Source organism: Bradyrhizobium sp. USDA 4501, assembly GCF_054062115.1.
In genome coordinates this window covers 3,716,722-3,738,800 of the sequence record NZ_JBSSEX010000001.1, presented here as the reverse complement: position 1 = coordinate 3,738,800, position 22,079 = coordinate 3,716,722, and the positions used below count along the sequence as shown (strand labels likewise).

The window sequence follows — 22,079 nt, the reverse complement described above, 5'->3', positions numbered from 1 at the left end:
TGCCGGCTGAGGCGATGGCTCTAGCCAATCAACGCAAGTCGCGCTCCTTACCTCCGCCTAGATTCCGGTGATCATCGGCAAGACCGATGCTCCGACGGGTGAGGACGATCATGGATACGGCAACGACCGGGGATTTCGACATCCCCGCCGACATCGCGGCAACCCTCGTCGATCCCGTCGCCTATGCGGACGACCGCATCCACGACAGCTATCGTTGGCTGCGCGCCAACAACCCGCTCGGCATCGCGCGGCCCGAGAAGTTCGACCCGTTCTGGGTGGTGACCAAGCACGCGCATATCCAGGCGATCAGCCGGCAGAACGAGCTGTTCCACAACGCCGATCGGCCGACCACCCTGACGACGCAGGCGCTCGAGGAGCGCGTTCGCAAGATCACGGGCGGGCCCAATTTGGTGCGCTCGCTGGTGCAGATGGACGCGCCCGATCACCCGAAATATCGCGCGCTGACGCAAGGCTGGTTCATGCCGGCCAATCTCGGCAAGTTCGAGGCCCGCGTCCGCGAGATCGCGCGCGCCACGGTGCAGCGCATGCTCGCGAGGGGCGGCGCCTGCGACTTCGTCGAGGATGTCGCGCTCGGCTATCCGCTGCACGTCATCATGGAGATCCTCGGCGTGCCCGAGGCGGACGAGCCGCGCATGCTCAAGCTGACCCAGGAGCTGTTCGGCCCGCAGGATCCCGACACCGCGCGCGTCCGCGACGCGCTGAGCGCGGAGCAGGTCTCGGCGATGCTGCAGGCGATCATCGCCGACTTCTCCGCCTACTTCCGCAAGATCACCGAGGATCGCCGCCAGCACCCGCGCGACGATCTCGCCACCGTCATCGCCAATGCGAAGATCGGCGGCGACTACATGCCGGAGCACGACCAGACCAGCTATTACATGATCGTCGCGACCGCGGGCCACGACACCACCTCATCATCGACCGCCGGCGCGATCTGGGCGCTGGCCAGGGACCCCGCGGAATTCGCCAAGGTGAAGGCCAATCCGGACCTGATTCCGGGCCTGGTCGACGAGTCGATCCGCTGGATGACGCCGGTCAAGCATTTCATGCGCTCGGCCACCGCAGATACCGAGCTCGGCGGCCGCAAGATCGCCAAGGGCGACTGGCTGATGCTGTGCTACGCCTCGGGCAATCGCGACGAGGAGGTGTTCGAGGACCCCGATCGCTTCCGCAGCGACCGCAAGCCCAACCGCCATGTCGCGTTCGGCTATGGCGCGCATCTCTGTCTCGGTCAGTACCTCGCCAAGCTCGAGATGCGCATCCTGTTCGAGGAGCTGCTGCCGCACCTGAAGTCGCTGTCGCTCGACGGCGAGGTGAAGATGACGCAGGCCTATTTCGTCAACGGCCCGAAGAAGCTGCCGATCCGGTTCGAGGTGAATTGAGTACTTGTCCTTCCGGGATGGTTCGAAGGACCAGGCCCGGAATCTCGAGATTCCGGGTTCGATACTAACGCATCGCCCCGGAATGACGCGATCAAGTCCGCCTCACTCCACCATCTTCCTGAGCTCCGCCTTCGCGACCTTCTCCAGCGTCGACCGCGGCATCTCGTCGACGAAACGGATTTCGCGCGGCAACTTGAAGTCGGCGAGGCCTGCGCGACAAGCGGCCATGACGTTGTCGTGGAGGTCGACGGGCAGCTTGGCGACGCCGGCCTGCGGGATGATGAAGACGACCGGCACCTCGTCCAGCATCGGATGCTTCTTCGCCACCACGGCGGCCTCGCGCACGCCCGGCACCACCGCGATCACCTGTTCGATCTCGGAGGCCGCGACATTCTCGCCACCGACTTTCAGCATGTCCTTGGAGCGGTCGCCGAACTTGATGTAGCCGTGCTGCAGCATCGTGACGCGATCGCCGGTGATGAAGTAGCCGTGCTCGTCGAAGCTCTCGCGCGTGGCCTTTTCGTTGTGCAGATATTCGGCGAACAGCGACAGGCCCGGGATGCCCTTGATCAGGAGGTTGCCGGTCTCGCCGACGCCGGTCGACGCGCCGTCGTCATTGACGATGCGGATTTCGTATTCCGGCGCGGCGCGCCCGATCGACATCGGGGTGTTGGGCTGATCGACCTCGCCGATGATGCCGTGGGTGATGGTCTCCGTCATGCCCCACCAGCCGATGATCTTGATGCCGAACACCGCGAATGCCGGCGGCTCGTTCACGGCAGTGCCCCAGAGCCGGAATTTGTGCTTCTTCGGCACCTCGTGCTCCAGCAGCGCCTTCATGCAGAACGGGATCGTCGAGGTCCAGGTCGAGCCATGCTCAAGCGCCACCGGCCAGAAGCGGCTCGCCGAGAAGCGCGGCTGGATCACGCAGGTGCCCCCGACCCACAGGCTCGCCAGCATCGAATAGGCCAGCGCGTTGGTGTGAAACAGCGGCAGATAGGTCTGGTGCACGTCAAAGGCGTGCAGATCCTGATGCGCGGCGTTGATCTTGGCGCCCCACAGCGCGTTGGCGTGGGTCCACAGCACCGCCTTCGGCCGCGACGTGGTGCCGGAGGTGTATTGTACACTGCAGGGGGCGAGCGGATCGGTCGGGCGACGTGGCCGGTCGGCGCTGTCGGCAAACAGCGCGTCAAAACTGTCGCCGTGCGCGGGCGTTTGTGCCGGCGCTTGCCCGGCGTCGTGCGAGGTCACCGCGATCCAGCGCAGGCCCTTGCAGTTGGCTGATATCAGCTCGGCATAGGCCGGCTGGGTGATCGCGGCGACCGCGCCGCAATGGCCGGCAAAATATTCGATCTCGGCGGCGGCGGAACGGGTGTTGGTGGTGACGGCGATGGCGCCGAGCTCGACGCAGGCGAACCACGACATGATCGCTTCGACGCAATTGTCGAGATGGATCAGGACATAGTCGCCCTGCCGGATGCCGCGCTTCGCAAGGCCCGCAGCCAGCGCGCCGACGCGCTCATGGAATTCGCCGTAGCTCCAGCGCCGTGCCGCCGTGTCGAACGGCGCCCAGATCAGGAATGGATGGTCGCGGCGCACTTCGGCGCGCATCCGCAGCAGCCAAGGCACGTCGAGCCCCGCAAACGGTCCCACGACGCCCGGCACTGCTTTTGAATTGCTCATATGTCCTCCCGCGCGGCCTTGCCGGCCGCCATTGATCTTGGTTGGGAGCAGTTCTGCCATCGGCGTGCGCCGAGAGCAAATCGGGATTTGCAAAGCGGTTTTGCGCTGAAGCAATCTGTTCCGCCGCACGGAAGAGATCGATTTATTCGCGGCATCCGTCATCGGGCGCGCATTCGACGCCGCGTCGGCTCGCAAGGACGAACGAAAGCTACGTCGCGTTCTTCTCGTACGACGAAATCTCGATCAGGCTGCCGTCGGGGTCGCGGCAATAGACCGAGCGCAGCGTGCCGCGCGCGCCCTGCTTGGCCACCGGGCCTTCCTCGATTCTGACGCCATTGGCCTTCAGATGTGCGACCACTTCCTCGGGCGTGCTCGAAGTGAGGAAGCAGAGATCGTCGCTGCCGGCCGCCTCGTGATCGGCGGTGAACCAGTCCACCTTGTCGGCATCGCGCGGCCGCACATTGATCTTCTGGTTGCCGAACACCAGCGAGGTGCGCGGTGTCTTGCCCTTGCCCGGGTCGAACACCTTCACCTCCATGCCGAGGATCCTGCTGTACCAGGCAACCGAGCGCACGACATCGGTGACGTTGATCACGAGATGGTCGAGCCCATTCACCTTGACGGACATGATCGATCCTCTTCGGTCCAGAGTGCTTTCGAGCGATGTGGTCGCCGGTTCTGGTGCGATCAGAGCCGAAGCTTAGTCTTTCGTCGCGGTCGGCGGCGCACGTGTCGCACTGGTCGCTTCAGGCATTGTTTGTTAAAACCGCGCCGCACGCAACGCAACAGAAACGGGCAGGGCGCCAAACCCTGCTGGATTGGGAGAAACTTCATGATTTCACGCCGTACCGCGCTGGGCCTGATCGGGTCGGGGATTTCGACATTCGCGATCGGCCGCGCTTCCGCTGCCGACTATCCGGCGCGGCCGGTGCGCTGGATCGTGGGTTATCCGCCGGGCGGCGCCACCGACATCATCGCGCGCCTGGTCGGGCAGCGGCTGTCGGAGAGGCTCGGGCAGCAATTCGTGATCGAGAACAAGCCGGGCGCCGGCAACAATATCGGCACCGAGGCGGCGATCAATGCCGAGCCGGACGGCTACACCGTGCTGCTGGTCAATCCGGCCAATTACATCAACGCCTCGCTTTACGCCAATCTGAAGTTCAACTTCGTGCGCGACGTCGCGCCGGTTGCTTCCTTCAATCGCGTGCCGAACGTGATGACCGTCAACAAGGACGTGCCGGCCAAGACCGTCGCCGAGTTCATCGAATATGTGAAGGCCAATCCCGGCAAGGTGAACATGGCCTCTTCCGGCAACGGCACCTCGGTGCATCTCTCCGGCGAGATGTTCATGGCGATGACCGGCTGCAAGATGCAGCACGTGCCGTATCGCGGCGCCGCGCCCGCGATCACCGACATGCTCGGCGGCCAGGTGCAGGTGATCTTCGACAACATGCCCTCGATCATCCAGCACATCCGCTCCGGCGCGCTGCGCGCGCTGGCTGTGACCTCAACGGAGCGATCCTCGCAACTGCCCGATGTTCCGTCGGTTGCCGAAACTGTAAAGGGCTACGAGGCGAGCGCGCTGTTCGGCATGGGCGCGCCGAAGAACATGCCGAAGGAAGTTATCGCCAGGCTCAACACCGAGATCAACGCCGTGCTCGCCGAACCCGACATGAAGAAGCGCCTGGTCGAGCTCGGCGGCGATCCGCTGATCCAGACGCCGGAAGCCTTCGGCAACGACATCAAGGCCGAAACCGACAAGTGGAAGAAGGTGGTCGAGTTCGCCGGCCTCAAGGTCGAGTAGGCCTCGCAAGAGGCGCGATGCTGGATCGCGCGGGACAAACGTGGCCCGCGTGGTACAGCCGGTCCCTGGCCGAAGCCGGTTTCGTCGGCCTTGACGCGGAATAAAATGACCTTCAGGAACCTTATCAAAGATGCCGCACCTGGCTAACTGCGGCGTCCGAGGAGCCGGATCATGCGCGCATCGGGATTGGCAATGCTTGTTCTGGGAACGATGACGCTCGCAGGCGCGGCGAGTATCACGCCCGCTTCCGCCGATCCTTATGACTACCCATGGTGCGCGCAGGGCCCGAGCCTGGGTTATCCCGGCGAATGCGCTTACCGGACCTACCAGCAATGCCTCGCGAGCGTGTCCGGCCGCTATCTCTATTGCGGCGAGAATCCGCGCTTCCTGTTCAGCGAACCGCCGCCGCCACCACCGGGCCGCTATCAGCGTCGGCACCGGACCGTTTATCCCGACTAGCGTTGCGGCATCACCGCAAGGTCCATGCTGACGTGATCGTGAAGCCGCGCACTTGACGTCACGCCGTTTGCGCCTATACTAAACCATATGGTTAAGTATCAGGATGAGACGCTGGACCGCACCTTTGCGGCGCTTTCCGATCCCACCCGTCGCGCGCTGCTGGCGCGGCTCGGCGACCAGGAAAGCCTGTCGGTGAGCGAGCTGGCGCAGCCATTCGCGATGTCGCTGCCGGCGATCATGAAGCATCTCGACGTGCTCACCGATGCGGGTCTCGTCGCGCGCGAAAAGACCGGCCGCACGGTGGCGTGCCGGCTCACCGCGCGGCCGATGGAGCAGGCGATGAACTGGCTCAATCGCTATGCGCAATTCTGGTCCGACAATCTCGACCGCCTTGCAGCCTTTGTGGAGGAAGAACCATGGCAAACCAATCCGCAGTCGCCGCCGACGCCGGCCTCGCCGCGCGCCCAAGCCTCACCCTCACGCGGCGCCTCCGCGCGCGGCCGGAAAAAGTCTACGCCGCGTGGACCGAGCCGGAAAATCTAGCGCAGTGGTTCGGACCGGGTGGGGTCAAGCCGGCCACGACGCGTGCGGAGCTCGATGTCCGCGTCGGCGGACGCTATCGCATCGGATTCATCGGCACCAACGGCGAATATCACGAGGTCGGCGGCGTCTATCGTGAGGTGGTGCCGAACGAGAAGCTGGTGTTCAGCTGGGCCTGGCATTCGACGCCCGAACGCGAATCCGAGGTAACGATATCGATCAAGCCCGATGCCGGCGGTACGTTGCTCACCTTCCATCACGCGCAGTTCGTCGATGAGACCGCCCGCGACAACCACCAGCGCGGCTGGACCGCATTCCTCGGCAATCTGGAAAGCTTCGTCGACGCCTGACCTGCAAAGGAGCATCCCATGCAACAGCACATGATCGTCTCGCGCGAAGAATGGATCGCAGCCCGCAAGGCGCTGATGGCCGGTGAGAAGGAACTGACCCAGGCCCGCGAAGCGCTCAGCCGGCAGCGCCGCGAACTGCCCTGGGTCAAGGTCGACAAGGACTATGTGTTCGACGGGCCGGGCGGCAAAATGACGCTCGGCGATCTCTTCAAGGGCAGGCCGCAACTCGTGGTGCAGCATGTGATGTTCGCGCCGGAGTGGGACGCGGCGTGCAAGAACTGCTCGTTCTGGGCCGACGGTTTCGAGCGCATGGTTCCGCATCTCGCCGCGCGCGACACCACGATGATCGCGATCTCGCGGGCGCCGCTCGTCAAGCTCGACGCATTCAAGGCGCGGATGGGCTGGACCTTCGACTGGGTCTCCTCGGGAGAGAGCGACTTCAACTACGATTACGGCGTGTCGTTCACGCAAGCGCAGATCGATGCGGGGAACGCGAAATACAATTATGGAACGACGCCGCTCTATGGTCCCGAACTGCCCGGCATCAGCGTGTTCTTCCGCGATGAGACAGGGAGCGTGTTCCACACTTACTCGACCTTCGCGCGCGGCCTCGACATGATGAATGCCGCCTATCACTATCTCGACCTGACGCCACTCGGCCGCCACGAGGAAGGATTGCCCTATCCGATGGATTGGGTGCGGCTACGTGACCAGTACCAACCGGCGCCGGTTCAGGCATCCTGCTGTCACAGCTGATCGTCATTGCGAGGGGCTCGCGACAAAATTGCAGGGCAATTTTGCGTGGAAGCGACGAAGCAATCCATCTTCAGCGTTTGGAGAGATGGATTGCTTCGCTGGCGCTCGCAATGAGAGGGAGCCCAAACAGCAGGAAACCGCCCAATGCCTTACGTCGATGGATTCATCGTCGCCGTGCCGAAGAAGAAACTCAAAGCCTATGCGCAACTCTCGAAGAAGGCCGGCAAGGTCTGGCGCGAGTATGGCGCGTTGGATTATCGCGAATGGGTCGCCGACGACGTCAAGCCAGGCAAGCTGACCTCGTTTCCGCAGAGCGTGAAACTGAAGGCCGGCGAAACCGTCGTGTTTGCCTGGATCACCTACAAGTCGCGCGCCCAGCGCGACCGGATCAACGCCAAGGTGATGGCCGATCCGCGCCTGGCATCGATGAGCATGGGTGACGTGCCGTTCGACGGCAAGCGGATGATCTATGGCGGCTTCGCCAGCCTGGTGAAGGTCTGACGCGGCACGGTTTCGCCGCAATCCGCGCAGTAACCGGCTGTTAAATATCACGCTCGGCAAGCCGCGCGATGCCGCTTGCGTTTACTTGGTGATCCCGTATACTTTGCAATACAAAGTTCGGGCGAATCATGCGTGACCTCGACAAGGCGTTGGCCGATATCCTCGCCATCCGCAGCCAGATTGCGGCCGGAACGGCGTTCCGCGGCTACGGTCCGGCGACCGTCGCCGCCACCAGCGGCATCGCGCTGGTCACGGCGCTTGCGCAATATCTCTGGCTCGCCGATCCCACCGCTCATCCGATCGCGTTCCTCGCAGGCTGGGCGGCGGCCGCGTTGGTCTCCGCCGTGCTGATCTGGATCGAGATGCAGGCGCGCTCGCGGCGGCATCATTCCGGCCTTGCGGACGCGATGGTCCAGCAGGCGATCGAGCAGTTCGTTCCCGCGGCGATCGCCGGCGTGCTGCTCGCGATCCTGCAATGGAAGTTCGCGCCCGAGACGTTGTGGATGCTGCCCGGCCTGTGGCAGGTGCTGGTCAGCCTCGGCGTGTTCGCTTCGGTCCGCCTGCTGCCGCGCACGATCGCGCTCGGCGGCGCCTGGTATTTCCTGTCGGGCTTCACGGTGCTCTTGATCGCAAGCCAGAGCCACGCGCTGTCGCCCTGGACCATGGGACTGCCATTCGCGATCGGCCAGTTGCTGCTCGCAGCGCTGCTCTATTTCGCTTCCGGAGGCCATGATGCCGAAGACTGACCTGACCACCGCGCCGTTCGCCTATGACGGCCTCGACCGCGTCATCCACGAGAAGGCGCGGCTCGGCCTGCTGAGCTCGCTGATGGCGCATCCGAAGGGGCTCGCCTTTGCCGATCTCAAGCAGCTCTGCGGCCTGACCGACGGCAACCTCAGCCGGCACCTCCAGGTGCTGCAGGAGGCCGGTCTCGTCGATGTCATCAAGGGCTATGAAGGCAATCGTCCGCACACCACCTGCCGCCTGACCAAGAGTGGTCGTCGCCGCTTCCTCGACTATCTCGCCGTGCTCGAGCAGCTGGTGCGCGACGCGGCCAAGGCCGCCGGCACGGCCGAGAGGGCCGCCGGCACGGCAGAAAAGGCCGCCGGCAAGGACGACCGCGCAGCTGGCCGCCTCGGTATCCAGCCGGTTTGAACCATCTCATTTTGTCCGGAGACTTTGTGATGCAAAGTAACGTCGCGCTCAAGCCGGAAGCCGCCTTCAGGCTCCATGTCGGCATCATCATGGATGGCAATGGCCGCTGGGCAACGCGGCGCGGCCTGTCACGGCTGCGCGGACACGAGGCCGGCGTCGAGGCGATCCGCCGCATCGTCGAGGCCGCGCCGGACCAAGGCGTCGGCACGCTGACGCTCTACGCCTTCTCGAGCGATAATTGGCGCCGTCCGAAGGCCGAGGTCGCGGCACTGATGGGGCTGCTGCGCTTCTATCTCGCCAACGAGATCGCTGCGCTCGTGCGCAACGGCGTTCGCCTCACCGTGATCGGCCGCCGCGACCGGCTGCCCGACGGCATCGCCGCCGCGATCACGCGCGCCGAGGCCGAGACCGCCGGCGGCACCACGCTGCATCTGCGCATCGCGATCGATTATTCGGCGCGCGACGCCATCCTGAACGCCGCCGCGCGCGCGGCCGGCGCCGGCGAGCTCAGCCGCGAGACGCTCTCCGATCTCATTACCGGCGAGGCCGGGCTGCGCGACGTCGACCTGATCATCCGCACCTCGGGCGAGAAGCGGCTGTCGGACTTCCTGCTCTGGGAGGGCGCTTATGCCGAGCTGCATTTCACCGAGCGGATGTGGCCCGAATTCGATGCCGACGATCTCGCCGACGCACTCGGCTCCTTCCATCGCCGCGAGCGCCGCTTCGGCGGACTGACCGCGATCGCGCCGGCGGAGGTGCCGAACCTCTAACGCGTCAAGCCGCGCCAACTGCTCTATTCCTAAAGCCCGGCCGGGGGGTTGGGCTCTCTCTCACAAGATGCGGGGACGAACGATCACGCCAACCAAAGCGGGAGCGATCATCCATGCGCATTCTTCTCATCAACGTGCCGCATCCGGCGATCGGCAGCCGGATCCCCGACGACCATCTGCCGCCACTCGGCCTGCTGTCGATCGGCGGGCCGCTGATCGATGACGGCCACGACGTTGGTCTTATCGATGCTGAGTTCGGGCCGATGCCGGTCCAAGCCATCGTGGCGGAGGCATCGAGATTTGCACCGGATGCGGTGCTGTTCGGCCATTCCGGCTCGACGTCGGGCCATCCTGTCATCGCCGAGGTGGCGCAGGCGATCGTCAAGGCCGTGCCCGGTGTGCGGATCGTCTATGGCGGCGTGTTTCCGACCTATCACTGGCGCGACATCCTGCGCGAGGAGCGCTACATCACCGCGATCGTGCGCGGCGAGGGCGAAGAGACGGCGCGGCGTCTGATGCGAGCGCTGGAGGCCGGCGAGGATCTCCGTATCATCAACGGCATCGCATTCCGTGACGATTACGGGCCGCGCGTGACGCCGCCTGCGCCTGTCATCCGTGACCTCGATGCCTATCGCGTCGGCTGGGAATTGATCGATCACGCGCGCTACAGCTATTGGGGCGGGCTGCGTGCCGTCGTCGTGCAATTCTCGCGCGGCTGTCCGCATCTGTGCAATTACTGCGGCCAGCGCGGCTTCTGGACGCGGTGGCGGCACCGCGATCCCGTGCGCTTTGCGAAGGAGCTGGCGCGGCTCCATCGCGAGCACGGCGTCAAGGTGATCAATTTCGCCGACGAGAATCCGACCGTCTCGAAGAAGGCGTGGCGGGCCTTTCTCGAGGCCCTGATCGCGGAGGATGTCGATCTGATCCTGGTCGGCTCGACCCGCGCCGACGACATCGTGCGCGACGCCGATATCCTGCATCTCTACAAGAAGGCGGGCTGGCAGCGCTTCCTGCTCGGCATGGAGAACACCGACGAGAAGACGCTGGAGCTGATCCGCAAGGGCGCGACCACCACGATCGATCGCGAAGCCATCCGTTTGATGCGCCAGCACGGCATCCTGTCGATGGCGACCTGGGTGGTCGGCTTCGAGGAGGAGACCGATCGCGATCATTGGCGTGGTCTCAGGCAGCTGTTGTCCTATGATCCCGACCAGATCCAGATGCTCTACGTCACGCCGCATCGCTGGACGCCGTATTTCCGTCTCGCGGCGGAGCGGCGCGTCATCCAGACCGATCGCAGGCTCTGGGACTACAAGCATCAGGTGCTGGCGACCCGGCACATGCCGCCATGGCGCGTGCTGCTCTGGTTCAAGTTCACCGAGATGGTGCTGCAGTGCCGCCCGAAGGCGCTGCTCCGCGTGCTGCTCCACCGCGACGCCGGACTTCGTCACGCGATGCGCTGGTACACGCAGATGGGCCGCCGGGTCTGGCCGCACGAAATCCTCGGCTTCCTGCGCGACAAGAGGTTGAAGAACGGGCCCACCGTGCAGGAATTTTGGGGCGCGCCGCAGGATATGGAGGAGGAATCGATGTCGTCGCACCGGCCCGAGCGCCGCGTCGGCACATCACGCGCGGCGTAAGTCGATACCGTTTTGTCGGGTTCTGGATATCTGGCGCTGATGACTGGACGCCTCAGTCATCAGCGCGATAATTTCCAGGTCGGCTGCGCAGAACAAAAAGAACCGTGGCGGTCGAGGCGTCGAGTTGAGCATACAGGTTGCGATCTTAAAAATATTGGCCAGTCACGTCCGCGGCAAACCACAATCAATTCACTTAAGCACGATCTCGCCGTGCTCTCATCGAGCGGCGACGATTGGCATGCGCGGATCAAACGTCTGGCGTCGCGGGTCCCCGAACTCGACATCTTTAGCCATGGCTATGTGCTCCGTGACGTCGAAGGCTGGGAGATCACATCGGCCGGTCGCGAGTTCCTGCGTGCACTGGAAGCGGTCACGCAAGACAATCTGCCGTCCGCGCCATCGGCCGATACCGTAATCCGCGCCGAGGGCAGGCTGATCGTGGTCGGTCACCGCTTCAAGAATCGGGTGCGGGCACCGAGTGATCCCGAACAGAGCACATTGGCGCGCCGCCGGCCGATCCGCGAGCCGCATTGAACCTCACTGCGCTGCCCGCGACCTACCTTCGGGACGTGGTTCCGGAGGTCGCAAATGACTGCTTTGGCTCAATCGATCGCACGCGCGTTTCCGGCCAATTCGCTTCGGAGCAGCATCGCCCGGCATGTCCTGCTGCTTGCCTCCGCGGTCCTGTTCGTCGCGGCGCTCAGGGCAAGCTACGGCCTCGATCTCAGCGCTGGTCTCTTCTAGCCGCGCGACAAATTATCCGGCCTCAAGTCATATCGGGTTAACCGGACCGAGGTAGCCGGGCGCACGCTTTCCTTGCATCTCTAACCCGGGCCGGTCTTCCATGGATAAGCCGATGCGCTGCCAGTGCGGCAGGACGCGAACCATTGTGTTCGACAAGCATTTCCGCACCGCGCTGGTATGCCCGAAATGTGATGAGGTTTAACTGACCGGGCCGGCGAGGCCGGAGGAACGGGTGTTGACCGCACGCTAAAGCGCGGTCGTGTTCGGCGCCGAAACCCGCTAGGTTCCGTCTGACGAAACGGGACCAAAGCGAAACCCGATGCCGCAGCCTGCCCATACCGCCGCCATCACCCTTGCCGACATACGCCGTGCCGCGGATGTGATCCGGGATGCGGTCATGGTCACGGCCTGCAACGAGAGCCGCACGCTGGGCGAGATCTGCGGCTGCCGCCTGTTCCTCAAATTCGAGAACCTGCAGTTCACCGCGACGTTCAAGGAGCGCGGCGCGCTGAATCGCCTGCAGGCGCTGTCGCCAGAGGAGCGCAAGCGCGGCGTGATCGCGATGTCTGCCGGCAATCACGCCCAGGGCGTCGCCTATCACGCCAAGCGGCTCGGCATCCCCGCTACCATCGTGATGCCGATCGGGACGCCGATGGTGAAGATCGAGAACACCAGACGGCACGGCGCCGAGGTCATCATCACCGGGCAGACGCTGGAAGAATGCTTCGCGTTCGTTGGCTCGCATGCCGCGCAGAAGGGCCTGATCCTGATCCATCCCTATGACGATCCGCTGATCATTGCAGGGCAAGGCACGATCGGACTTGAAATGCTCGCGACGGTGCCGGAGCTCGATATCCTGGTGGTACCGATCGGCGGCGGCGGGCTGATCTCGGGCATCGCCACGGCCGCGAAGGCACTGAAGCCGTCGATCCAGGTCGTCGGCGTGCAGGCCCAGCTCTATCCGTCAATGTACAATGCGGTCAAAGGCGAGCAGCTGCCGATGCGCGGCGACACCCTCGCCGAGGGCATTGCGGTCAAGGCGCCCGGGCAGATCACCACGAAAATCGTGCGCGAGCTCGTTGACGACATCATCCTGGTCAGCGAGGACCAGATCGAGCGCGCGGTCGCGACCCTGATCTCGATCGAAAAGACGGTGGTCGAAGGCGCCGGCGCTGCCGGTCTCGCGGCGGTGCTCGCAGCTCCCGAGCGCTTTGCGGGCAGCTCAGTCGGCCTGGTGCTGACCGGCGGCAATATCGACACCAGGCTGATTGCCTCGGTCCTGACCCGCGAGCTCGCGCGCGAGGGACGACTGACGCAACTGGCGCTCGACATCGTCGACCGGCCCGGACAGCTCGCGGCGGTGTCGATCCTGCTTGCCGATGCCGGCGCCAACATCATCGAGGTCTCGCATCAGCGCACTTTCTCCGATCTTCCGGCGAAGGCGACGCTGCTCGAGCTCGTGATCGAAACCCGCGACCGCGCCCATCTGGAGGAGGTGCTGGCAAGGCTCAGCGCCGAAGGATTCGCGGTGCGGGAGAGTTAGCTGTCAGACTGCTTGACCGTCATCCTGAGGCGCGAGCGGAGCGAGCCTCGAAGGATGATTCGGCCACCAGCCGGGCCGTGCATCCTTCGAGACGCGCGCAAGTGCGCGCTCCTCAGGATGACGGATTTCAATGGGCGAACTAACCCTCGTTGTCCCCCGCCGCCAGCTCGGCGAGCTTCGCGATGGTGTTGATGTTGCGCGCGGTGCCCTTGGCGGCGGCGGGGATCTTCAGCTTCGAGCGGCCCATGCCGCTGCCATAGGCGACATAGATCTCGCGCTTGCCGAGCCGCACCTCTTCGTCCTGCTGGCCCTTGATGTCCTTCAAGGCGTCCTTGGGCGGCGGCTCGTCGAGGAAGATCGCGACAGTATAGTTCGGCGGCGCTTTCGGAAACGGATTGGCCTTCAGCACCGCGGCGATCTCGTCCGCGCTGCGGACGGCGACGCCGACCGGCTTGCCGGCATAGGCCTGCAGCCGCCGCTCCAGCGTGGCCTTGACCTTGGCCGCGCCGAGCTTCGAGGAGAACACGACATTGCCGCTGGCGATATAGGTCTGCGCGTCGGCAAATCCTTCATCGCCGCACATTGCCTTCAACTCGGTCATCGGTAGCTTGCCGGTGCCGCCGACATTGACCGCGCGCAGCAGGACGACGTAACGCGGCATCGACTAGCCGTCGGTTTTCTTCTTCGCAGGCTTCTTGGCCGGCGGCGGCTCTTCCATCGCCTTCTTCATGGCGCGCGCATAGGCGTCGGCGGCGTTCTCGGCCGAATTCTGCAACCGCTTGGCGGTCGCGGTTGCGTTCAGCATCGTGCTCTTGGCCAGGAAGCGGAAGCGCGCCTTGGTCTCCTTGTCCTTGGCCTTGGCCGCGCGCGCGACCCAGACGGCTTGGCGCTTCTTGGCAGCCGCCATCACGGCCTTGGTCTGCGCTTTTGCGGTTTGCCGGATGACGGCGTCGAGGTCGGCTTCGGCCATTCAGATGCACTCATTGACTGGACGTGCGCCGGGAGGGCGCACGGAGGGACGGGAGCTACCCCTAGCGTAACCGGTGCCGTTTGAACATGCGATCGTTTTGCGAATTCCCGGAGGATCGCATCGACCCCTGTACCGAGGCTTGCGCGGCGTGCGCTAGTCTCCTGACGACCCCGGCGGCACCTTCGCGCCGGCGAGCAGTCTGGCCAGCTCCACCTGCCGGCCCAGTCCGGTCTTGGCCAGCACCGCCTTGAGCTGGTTGCGCACCGTTTCGCGGGAGATGCCGAAAGCGCCGGCGATTGCCTCGACGGTGCGTCCTTCGCCAATGCCGCGCGCCACGCGCGCCTCCGCCGGTGTCAGGTCGAACAGGCCCTGCAGCACTTCCGCGGTCGGCACCTCGGCCGGCACCACCGGCGTCACGATCACGATCGCCGCCGCGCGGTCGAACAGGTCACGCGCCGCGCCATGGATCGGGACCAGATGCACGATCAGCGGCGGCCGATCCTCCTGCGCCGCGATCGGCACCGAGCGCACCTCCACGCTGATCAGTCCCTGATCAAGCGCGGCTAGCGCCTGTGCGAACAGCGCATCGGCAGTGGTCGCCGCCAGCGTCAGGCGCTCGCCGCGATCCTGCATCACGTCGGGCACCAGGCGGTCGAACAGCGTGTTGGCTGCCATCAGGCGGCCGCCGCGCCGCAGCACTGCCGCGGGCAGGCCGAGCATCGCCAGCGATTCGGTCGCCGCCCTGGCGCGCTCCATCCCGAGCCGTGCCGACAGCAGCGCGGCACGCGCCAGATGCGGCCGCAGCGCGTCGAGCTGCTCGATTGCTTCCCGCTCGATCGGTCCGTGCTGGTATTCACGCTCGACGCTGTAGATCAGCACGTCGCCGCTCGGCACCGGGATCGCAGTACCGGCGCCCCATCCGAGCCCGCGCGGGCGGAAGAATTCGCGGATCTGGAAGTCCTGCTGCACCTCCTCGGGCGTATCGAACACGTCGATGTCGCGCAGGAAGCCGGCATGGTTGGCCGCGAGCAGGCGCGGCAATCGCCCGTTGCGCTCGTGCCAGCCGCCCTCGACATAGGCCACCGTGTCGTCGTGCATGTCGGGCGACGCGACCCAGCGGACGTCGTGTGGGGCCGCCGTCAGCAGCACGATACCGCGCGCACGCGCGATTGCACCGACCTGATGCAGGACATTCGGCCACAATTCGGGGACGACCGCGGCCTCATAGGCCAGTTCAATCAGATGCTCGTGCAGGTCGTTCGCCATCGGTCATCCCAAAAACCGTTGTTGCCCAATAGATAAACCCATCGACCCCGGAAATATTGCGTAGAGTAATTCGGCCCAACCCACGAGTCCGGGTTATTCCGGTGCGCGTTCACGCGCATCAGGAGGGAATTCCGACGTTTTCGCCGCCTCTTCTTCGCGATTTTCGCGCGGCGGCCGGGGTCTCGCTCGCTCGGCTGCGATCCGGCGCGCGGCCGCCGGCGCACGGACGACGAAGGCGAAGCTCGATGCCAGGTCGGCGGGGCGGCCCCATGACTTGATAGGGACTTGATGAAGACTCGATAATCAGGGCCTGACGATCATCGCCGCGCGCGGCGAAATCGAAGCTACGTGACAGATGGAAACATTCCGAAGCATCCCGAAACCGGATTGGCATGACTGGCGCTGCGCCAAGCCCGCCGGCGTCACACATTTGCAACGTTGCACGCGATCGTTCGAGCATGAACATCCTTTAATTTGTATCCGCGCAATCCGTGGCGCCAGCTAGGGCATGATCCGGAAAAGTGCGAAGCGGTTTTTCGAAAAGGATCATGCCTAACGGGCGGCCTAAGGCGCGATGACGATTCAAACCGGGTCTGATCGCGCTTTGAGCGGCCACCTCTGACATTCATACGAGCCATCGTCGGCTCGGGGAGAGTCGATGATCAGTCGCAGGGCTCTTTCCGGATTGTTGATGACGCTGGTCGGCCCCTCGTCGCGGGCCGGCAGCGACAGGCTGGTGCTGGGCCATTGCCAGGGATCATGCGCGAATGTCGACTTGCCGACCCTTGGCTACGATCAGTTCTGCCGGTCGTTGTTCGATATCGCGGCAAGCGGCAGGCTGCGCGCGGTGGCAACCGGTTCGGAGATTCGCGGAGAGATGCGATCTCTCTTCCGCGCGCGGCGGCTTTATCGGCCGTCGCACGACGAGATCCGGGTGCTCTGGCGCGCGCCGGCGGATGGCTTCTCGGTCGTGAAGGTCGAGTTCGATCTGGAATGCGGCGTGCCGGTGCGCGGATGTCTTGGAATTCCCGACGGAGAATTCAAGGGGTTGATCCTGCTCGGCCACGGCATGGCGAGCACGCCGGAGCGCTGCTTCGACGATGCCGACAAGGACTACATGAACGCGCTCGGCAAACGGCTATGTCGGGACGGTTACGTCGTCTGGTGTCCTTACATCGTCCAGATCGGAAATCAGGAGAGCCAGAACAACATCGCCGCGATGCTGGCATCTCACGGCATCTCCGCCCACAACGTGTCATGCGCATCGCTCGACGCCGGCGAAATCGTTTGCAGAAAGCTCACCGGCGTGTCGGGTTTGAATGTCGGCGTCTACGGGGTGTCCTGGGGCGCCTTTCTCGCGCTGCATCTGGAAGCCGCGACGGGGCAGATGCGGCCGACTGTCGTGTCCGGATATATGCGCGACGAGAAGAAGTTCCTGATGTCATCCGTGATCACCAGGAATCTCGGCGTCGAACTTGCGGCTTACATTCATTTCAGCAACGGCCGCGCCAAGTACACCGGCGCGGAGCTGGCGTACTTGCTCTGCCCGTGTCCGCTGTTCGTCGAGATCGGGAGCCGTGACGGTGCAAACGCGCTGGAACTTGGGCGGGATGAAAAGTTTTCTCAAATGCAGTCGGTCTACGCATCGTCAGGCCATCCGCATTTGATCGACATGGACATCTTCGACGGTGTGCACGAGGTCAGCGGCAAGCGCGCGCGGCCGTGGCTATCCGAACGTCTGGCGTCGCCAGCCTATCAAGACACCTCTCGCTTGAAGAACGCCATCGCGTTGTGAGCGCAGCCTGACCTCGAGGGTACCGAGAGTGCGCTCGTGTGGGATCACATTGACGGGAGCTTTCGGCGACGGCGGCATGCACTGAGCCGGTCCGCGCGGCCGCAATGGCTGTGTCATGGTGGCGTCGCGGCGCTTCACAAAGCTGGCTGTCGTCGGGATCGGCGCAACGATCGCGATCAGCTTACAGCATTGTCGGATTGGCCGCGTTATGATCTGCTGCAACGCACTGCCCATCCTGACCTTCGGGTCTGAGGGAACTCGACGTCATATCCGTCTCGTAGCGTCTGTTGGTAGCCGAAGGGTTGGACTGCATGAGTGGTACGGAACGCATGCTCGGTGGCTTGGCAGGGTTTCTCGTATCGGCGGGACTAATGGCGGCGGGAGTATCGGCGGCCCATGCCCAGGCGGGGCCGCCCGGGCCTCCTGCCGTGGGCGTGTTCGAGGCGGTGAAGCGGCCGATCACCGAAACCAATGAATTTCTCGGACGCATCGAAGCCCCCAACCGCGTCAACGTGGTGGCGCGTGTGACCGCGTTCCTGGACAAGCGGAACTTTGTCGAGGGCTCCGAGGTCAAGGCCGGTGATCTCTTGTATCAACTCGAGCGCGGACCGTTCGAAGCCGATCTCGCATCGAAGAAGGCACAGGTCGCCCAATTGCAGGCGACGCTGGTCAACGCCAAGCTGACCACCGATCGCGCCAAGGCCCTGATGGGCGGCCCGGCCGGCCAGCAATCCAATGTTGATGCGGCGGTCGCCAACCAGCAGAGCCTCGAGGCGCAGGTGCAGGCCGCGCAGGCGCAGGTCGACCTGTCCCAGATCAATCTCGACTACACCATGATCCACTCGCCGATCGACGGCAGGATCGGACGCACCGCGGTCACCGAGGGCAACGTCGTGACGCCGAGCTCGGGAACCCTGACGACAATCGTCAGCCAGGACCCGATGTATGTCACCTTTCCCGTGCCGGTGCGCGAGGCGCTCGATCTGCGCGACCGTTATGCGACGCGCGGCGGCTTCAAGGCCGTCGTCATCCGCCTGCGGTTGCCGGACGGCCGGCTCTTCGACAAGACCGGCGAACTGAACTTCGTCAACAACACGATCGCGCAGAACACCGATACCATCTCCCTGCGCGGCACCATCCCCAATCCGCCGACATATACTTCCGTCGCGGCTGGCGGCTCGCTCCGCGAACTCACCGACAATGAGTTCGTGACCGTTCTCCTCGAAGGCGTGCAGCCGGTCGAGGTGCTGGCTATCCCGCGTTCGGCAGTGCTGTCGGACCAGCAGGGCGAATATGTCTATGTCGTCGGCGCGGACAACAAGGCCGAGCAAAGGCGGATCCAGCTTGGGCAATCGACCGCAACGATTGCGGCGGTGACGAGCGGCATCTCGCTCGGCGACAAGGTCGTCGTCGAGGGGTTGCAGAAGGTCAAGCCGGGCGAGGTGGTGGCGCCGGGGCCCGTCAGCGCGCTGATCCAGTCGAGCATGAAGGTTTCGGCGGATGGCGCCGCGAGCAGCGCGCCGAAATCGACGGGTAATAACCCATGATTTCTGCCGTCTTCGTCGATCGTCCGCGGCTTGCGATCGTCATCGCGTTCGTGATCACGATCGCGGGCGCGCTGGCGCTGATGCAGATTCCGGTCGCGCAGTTTCCGGACATCGTGCCGCCGCAGGTCACGGTCTCCGCCGTATTCCCCGGCGCATCGGCCGAAGTGGTGGAATCGAGCGTCGCCCAGCCGCTGGAAGCGCAGGTCGTGGGCGTCGACAAGATGCTCTATATGAAGTCGACCAGCGGCAATGACGGCAGCTACACGCTGACGGTCTCGTTCGCGCTCGGCACCGATCCTGATATCAACACCGTCAACGTCAACAACCGCGTGCAGAGTGCGCTCGCGCAATTGCCGACCGAGGTGCAGGCGCAGGGCCTGACCGTGCAGAAGAAATCCTCGGCGGTGCTGCAATTCATCGTGCTGTACAGCAAGAGCGGTGATCAGGATCCGCTGTTCATCACCAACTACGCCATCATCAACGTGCTGGACGCGATCTCGCGCACGCCTGGTGTCGGACAGGCCTCGCTGTTCGCGAAGCTGAACTACTCGATGCGGATCTGGTTCGACACCCAGCGCCTGACCAGCCTCAATTTGGCGCCGTCGGACGTGATCGCCGCGATCCGGGCCCAAAGCGTGCAGGCGCCGGTCGGCCGCATCGGCGCGCGTCCGATCAGCAATGACCAGCAGTTCCAGTTCAATGTGCAGACGCAGGGCCGCCTGACGACATCCAAGCAGTTCGGCGACATCGTGCTGCGGGCCAATCCGGATGGCTCGGTGCTGCGGATCCGGGACGTTGCTCGTGTCGAGATCGGCGCGCAGAACATGGATTCGGAGTCGCGGATCGACGGCAATCCCGGCGTGCCGATGGGCATCTATCTCGCGCCTGGCGCCAATGCCGTGACCACGGCCAAGGCGGTGCAGGCCACGCTTGCGCGGCTGTCGGAGCGGTTTCCGCCGGGGCTGACCTATCTCGTACAGTACGACTCCACCACCTTCGTGTCCGATACGATCAAGGAGGTGATGAAGACGCTCGGCGAAGCCTTCGTGCTCGTCGTGATCGTGGTGTTCCTGTTCCTCGGCAATCTGCGCGCCACGGTGATCCCCGCGGTCGCGGTTCCGGTCAGCCTGATCGGCGCGTTCGCGGTGCTGCTGGCGCTGGGCTACTCGGCCAATACAGTCTCGCTGCTGGCGATGGTGCTGGCGATCGGCATCGTGGTCGACGACGCCATCGTCGTGGTCGAGAACGTCGAGCGCGTCATGGAGGAGGAGCCGGAGCTATCGCCGGCCGACGCCACCAAGAAGGCGATGGCGCAGATCACGGCGCCGATCATCGCGATCTCGCTGGTGCTGCTCTCGGTGTTCGTGCCGATCGCGTTCATCCCCGGCATTTCCGGCACGCTGTTCCGCCAGTTCGCGGTGACGATCAGCGCCGCGATGGTGATCTCGGCGCTGAATGCGCTGACCTTGTCGCCGGCACTGTGCGCCGTGTTCCTGCGTCATGGCGGGCCGCGCCGCGGCATCATGGGACGGGTGCTCGGCAGCATCGACTGGGTACGTGACCGCTACGCCGGCGTGGTGCAACGGCTGGTTCGTGTGGCGGTGCTGTCACTGGTTGCGGTGCTGGTGTTTGCCGGCGCGGTGTTCGGCGTGTCGAAGATCACGCCGACCGGCTTCCTGCCCGAGGAGGATCAGGGCGCCTTCTTCATCGCGGTGCAATTGCCCGACGGCGCGTCGGTGGCACGCACCAGCGAGGTCACCAAGCAGGTCGAGGCGCTGTTGAAGAAGAATCCGGCGATCGACCATGTGCTGTCGATCATCGGTTTCTCGCTGCTCGACGGTGCCAGCGAGCCGAATTCGGCATTCATGGTGGCGCGCATGAAGGCGTTCGCCGATCGCAAGGCTGTCACCGACTCGGTGCAGGCTGCGATCGGGCAGACCTTCGTCGGGGGATCGCAGATCCGTCAGGCCTCGGTGCTGCCATTCAACCTGCCGCCGATCATCGGGCTTTCGACCTCCGGCGGTTTCGAATATCAGCTCGAGGCGCTCGAAGGGCAGGATCCGGCCTCGCTCAGCAGCGTGATGGGCGGGCTGATCGGTGCTGCGAACCGCAATCCGAATCTGGCCCGCGTGTTCTCGACCTTCACCGCGACCAACCCGTCGGTCTATCTCGACATCGATCGCGCCAAGGCGCAGGCGCTCGGCCTCAACATGGCCGACGTCTTCACCGCGCTGCAGGCCACGCTCGGCGGCATCTACGTCAACAACTTCAACCTGTTCGGCCGCACCTGGCAGGTCAATGTGCAGGGCGATGCCACCGATCGCCGCGACATTCCCGACATCTGGCAGATCTATGTGCGCAACAGCGGCGGCGAGATGGTGCCGATCCGCTCGATCGCAAGCCTGCGCATCGTGACCGGACCGCAGGTGATCACGCGCTACAACAATTATCGTTCGGTCACCGTGAACGGCAGCCCGGCGGCGGGCGTGTCCTCGGGCACCGCGATCGCGACGATGGCCGAGCTCTCCAAGTCGACGCTGCCTTCCGGCTATTCCTACGAGTGGACCGGCACGGCCTATCAGGAGCAGGCGGCCTCCGGCCAGACCGGCATCATTCTCGGCCTCGCGGTGCTGTTTGCCTATCTGTTCCTGGTCGCGCTGTATGAGAGCTGGACGATCCCGATTCCCGTGCTGCTATCGGTCACGGTCGGCGTGTTCGGTTCCTATCTTGCGATCAAGCTCGCGGGCCTCAACCTCGATCTCTACGGTCAGATCGGCCTCGTGGTGCTGATCGCGCTCGCCGCCAAGAACGGCATCCTGATCGTCGAGTTCGCCAAGGAGCAGCGCGAGGCCGGCAAGCCGATCGCGGAGGCCGCGACGATGGGCGCGCAAATGCGCTTCCGCGCCGTCATGATGACATCAATTGCCTTCATCCTCGGCCTGGTGCCGCTGGTGGTCGCGACCGGTGCCGCGGAAATCAGCCGCCGTGCGGTCGGCACCGCGGTGTTCGGCGGTATGCTCGCCGCAAGCTCGGTCGGCATCTTCCTGGTGCCGATGCTGTTCGTCACCTTCCAGGGCTGGCGCGAGGGTGTAAAGAACCGCTTCGGCAGACGGACCAAGGCGGAACAGCCTGCCTCGCATTAGATCCTGCCTAATC

The 22,079-nt window shown here is 64.5% G+C and carries 21 protein-coding genes and 1 pseudogene; 17 read left to right on the top strand and 5 right to left on the bottom strand.

Translation table 11 applies throughout. The annotated features are described in order from the left end of the window. Window positions 1-110 precede the first annotated feature (110 nt). The gene (locus tag ACVWZM_RS17155) at window positions 111-1,400 is read left to right on the top strand and encodes a cytochrome P450 (RefSeq protein ID WP_057015343.1); all 1,290 of its coding nucleotides are present in this window, start codon (window positions 111-113) and stop codon (window positions 1,398-1,400) included. 102 nt (window positions 1,401-1,502) lie between these two features. On the opposite strand, the gene ACVWZM_RS17150 is transcribed toward ACVWZM_RS17155, so the two are convergent. Continuing rightward, window positions 1,503-3,083, bottom strand: a complete 1,581-nt coding sequence (locus tag ACVWZM_RS17150) for an AMP-binding protein (protein ID WP_456853979.1) — start codon at window positions 3,081-3,083, stop codon at window positions 1,503-1,505. 208 nt (window positions 3,084-3,291) lie between these two features. Continuing rightward, window positions 3,292-3,711, bottom strand: coding sequence for a VOC family protein (locus ACVWZM_RS17145; protein ID WP_057015344.1), 420 nt, complete (start codon window positions 3,709-3,711; stop codon window positions 3,292-3,294). 204 nt (window positions 3,712-3,915) lie between these two features. On the opposite strand from ACVWZM_RS17145, the gene ACVWZM_RS17140 reads away from it, so the two are divergent. The 13 genes and pseudogenes from ACVWZM_RS17140 to ACVWZM_RS17080 all read left to right on the top strand — a co-directional run bounded on the left by ACVWZM_RS17140 (window position 3,916) and on the right by ACVWZM_RS17080 (window position 13,345). Next, complete coding sequence (locus tag ACVWZM_RS17140) at window positions 3,916-4,887, top strand: Bug family tripartite tricarboxylate transporter substrate binding protein (RefSeq protein ID WP_057015345.1); 972 nt, start codon at window positions 3,916-3,918, stop codon at window positions 4,885-4,887. A 171-nt stretch (window positions 4,888-5,058) separates the two neighbouring features. Further along, the gene (locus ACVWZM_RS17135; protein WP_076824556.1) at window positions 5,059-5,346 is read left to right on the top strand and encodes a DUF3551 domain-containing protein; all 288 of its coding nucleotides are present in this window, start codon (window positions 5,059-5,061) and stop codon (window positions 5,344-5,346) included. A gap of 87 nt (window positions 5,347-5,433) precedes the next feature. Next, window positions 5,434-5,889 (top strand): ArsR/SmtB family transcription factor, encoded by a 456-nt coding sequence (locus ACVWZM_RS17130; RefSeq protein ID WP_225162100.1) that lies wholly within the window; start codon window positions 5,434-5,436, stop codon window positions 5,887-5,889. Continuing rightward, window positions 5,874-6,236 (top strand): annotated as a pseudogene (locus tag ACVWZM_RS17125) (SRPBCC family protein); the annotation flags it as partial. The gene ACVWZM_RS17130 and the pseudogene ACVWZM_RS17125, both read left to right, overlap by 16 nt. An 18-nt stretch (window positions 6,237-6,254) precedes the next feature. After that, window positions 6,255-6,992, top strand: a complete 738-nt coding sequence (locus ACVWZM_RS17120; RefSeq protein WP_057015348.1) for a DUF899 domain-containing protein — start codon at window positions 6,255-6,257, stop codon at window positions 6,990-6,992. A 144-nt stretch (window positions 6,993-7,136) separates the two neighbouring features. Continuing rightward, on the top strand, window positions 7,137-7,493 hold the full coding sequence (locus tag ACVWZM_RS17115; protein ID WP_028335567.1) for a DUF1428 domain-containing protein: 357 nt from the start codon (window positions 7,137-7,139) through the stop codon (window positions 7,491-7,493). A 128-nt stretch (window positions 7,494-7,621) separates the two neighbouring features. Next, window positions 7,622-8,239 (top strand): hypothetical protein, encoded by a 618-nt coding sequence (locus ACVWZM_RS17110; protein WP_057015349.1) that lies wholly within the window; start codon window positions 7,622-7,624, stop codon window positions 8,237-8,239. Beyond that, window positions 8,226-8,648 carry a transcriptional regulator gene (locus ACVWZM_RS17105; RefSeq protein ID WP_456856703.1) on the top strand — a complete coding sequence of 141 codons (423 nt, stop codon included), beginning with the start codon at window positions 8,226-8,228 and terminating at the stop codon, window positions 8,646-8,648. Before ACVWZM_RS17110 ends, ACVWZM_RS17105 begins: the two co-directional genes overlap by 14 nt. Window positions 8,649-8,677: 29 nt before the next feature. Beyond that, window positions 8,678-9,418 carry a di-trans,poly-cis-decaprenylcistransferase gene (locus ACVWZM_RS17100; protein WP_456853977.1) on the top strand — a complete coding sequence of 247 codons (741 nt, stop codon included), beginning with the start codon at window positions 8,678-8,680 and terminating at the stop codon, window positions 9,416-9,418. A gap of 113 nt (window positions 9,419-9,531) precedes the next feature. After that, window positions 9,532-11,058 (top strand): magnesium-protoporphyrin IX monomethyl ester anaerobic oxidative cyclase, encoded by a 1,527-nt coding sequence (gene bchE, locus ACVWZM_RS17095; protein WP_456853975.1) that lies wholly within the window; start codon window positions 9,532-9,534, stop codon window positions 11,056-11,058. A 39-nt stretch (window positions 11,059-11,097) separates the two neighbouring features. Further along, window positions 11,098-11,592: an aminoacyl-tRNA deacylase gene (locus ACVWZM_RS17090; RefSeq protein ID WP_456853973.1), complete on the top strand. Its 495-nt coding sequence runs from the start codon at window positions 11,098-11,100 to the stop codon at window positions 11,590-11,592. Window positions 11,593-11,646: 54 nt separating this feature from the next. Next, entirely contained in the window at window positions 11,647-11,802 is a 156-nt protein-coding gene (locus tag ACVWZM_RS17085; RefSeq protein WP_225162097.1) for a response regulator, read from the top strand. Window positions 11,803-12,121: 319 nt separating this feature from the next. Continuing rightward, window positions 12,122-13,345 (top strand): threonine ammonia-lyase, encoded by a 1,224-nt coding sequence (locus ACVWZM_RS17080; RefSeq protein ID WP_253625183.1) that lies wholly within the window; start codon window positions 12,122-12,124, stop codon window positions 13,343-13,345. A 139-nt stretch (window positions 13,346-13,484) separates the two neighbouring features. On the opposite strand, the gene ACVWZM_RS17075 is transcribed toward ACVWZM_RS17080, so the two are convergent. The 3 genes from ACVWZM_RS17075 to ACVWZM_RS17065 all read right to left on the bottom strand — a co-directional run bounded on the left by ACVWZM_RS17075 (window position 13,485) and on the right by ACVWZM_RS17065 (window position 15,581). Beyond that, entirely contained in the window at window positions 13,485-14,006 is a 522-nt protein-coding gene (locus ACVWZM_RS17075; RefSeq protein WP_456853970.1) for a DUF1697 domain-containing protein, read from the bottom strand. 3 nt (window positions 14,007-14,009) lie between these two features. Beyond that, the gene (locus ACVWZM_RS17070) at window positions 14,010-14,315 is read right to left on the bottom strand and encodes a hypothetical protein (RefSeq protein ID WP_168856609.1); all 306 of its coding nucleotides are present in this window, start codon (window positions 14,313-14,315) and stop codon (window positions 14,010-14,012) included. Window positions 14,316-14,468: 153 nt separating this feature from the next. Then, window positions 14,469-15,581, bottom strand: coding sequence for a helix-turn-helix transcriptional regulator (locus tag ACVWZM_RS17065; RefSeq protein WP_092080909.1), 1,113 nt, complete (start codon window positions 15,579-15,581; stop codon window positions 14,469-14,471). Between the two features lie 658 nt (window positions 15,582-16,239). Here ACVWZM_RS17065 and ACVWZM_RS17060 point away from each other — a divergent pair. From ACVWZM_RS17060 to ACVWZM_RS17050, 3 genes are all read left to right on the top strand, one after another. Next, window positions 16,240-17,376, top strand: a complete 1,137-nt coding sequence (locus ACVWZM_RS17060) for a hypothetical protein (protein ID WP_456853968.1) — start codon at window positions 16,240-16,242, stop codon at window positions 17,374-17,376. Window positions 17,377-17,687: 311 nt separating this feature from the next. Then, on the top strand, window positions 17,688-18,923 hold the full coding sequence (locus ACVWZM_RS17055) for an efflux RND transporter periplasmic adaptor subunit (RefSeq protein WP_375166536.1): 1,236 nt from the start codon (window positions 17,688-17,690) through the stop codon (window positions 18,921-18,923). After that, window positions 18,920-22,066 carry an efflux RND transporter permease subunit gene (locus tag ACVWZM_RS17050; RefSeq protein WP_076824574.1) on the top strand — a complete coding sequence of 1,049 codons (3,147 nt, stop codon included), beginning with the start codon at window positions 18,920-18,922 and terminating at the stop codon, window positions 22,064-22,066. The genes ACVWZM_RS17055 and ACVWZM_RS17050 overlap by 4 nt, the downstream gene beginning before the upstream one ends. Window positions 22,067-22,079 lie beyond the last annotated feature (13 nt).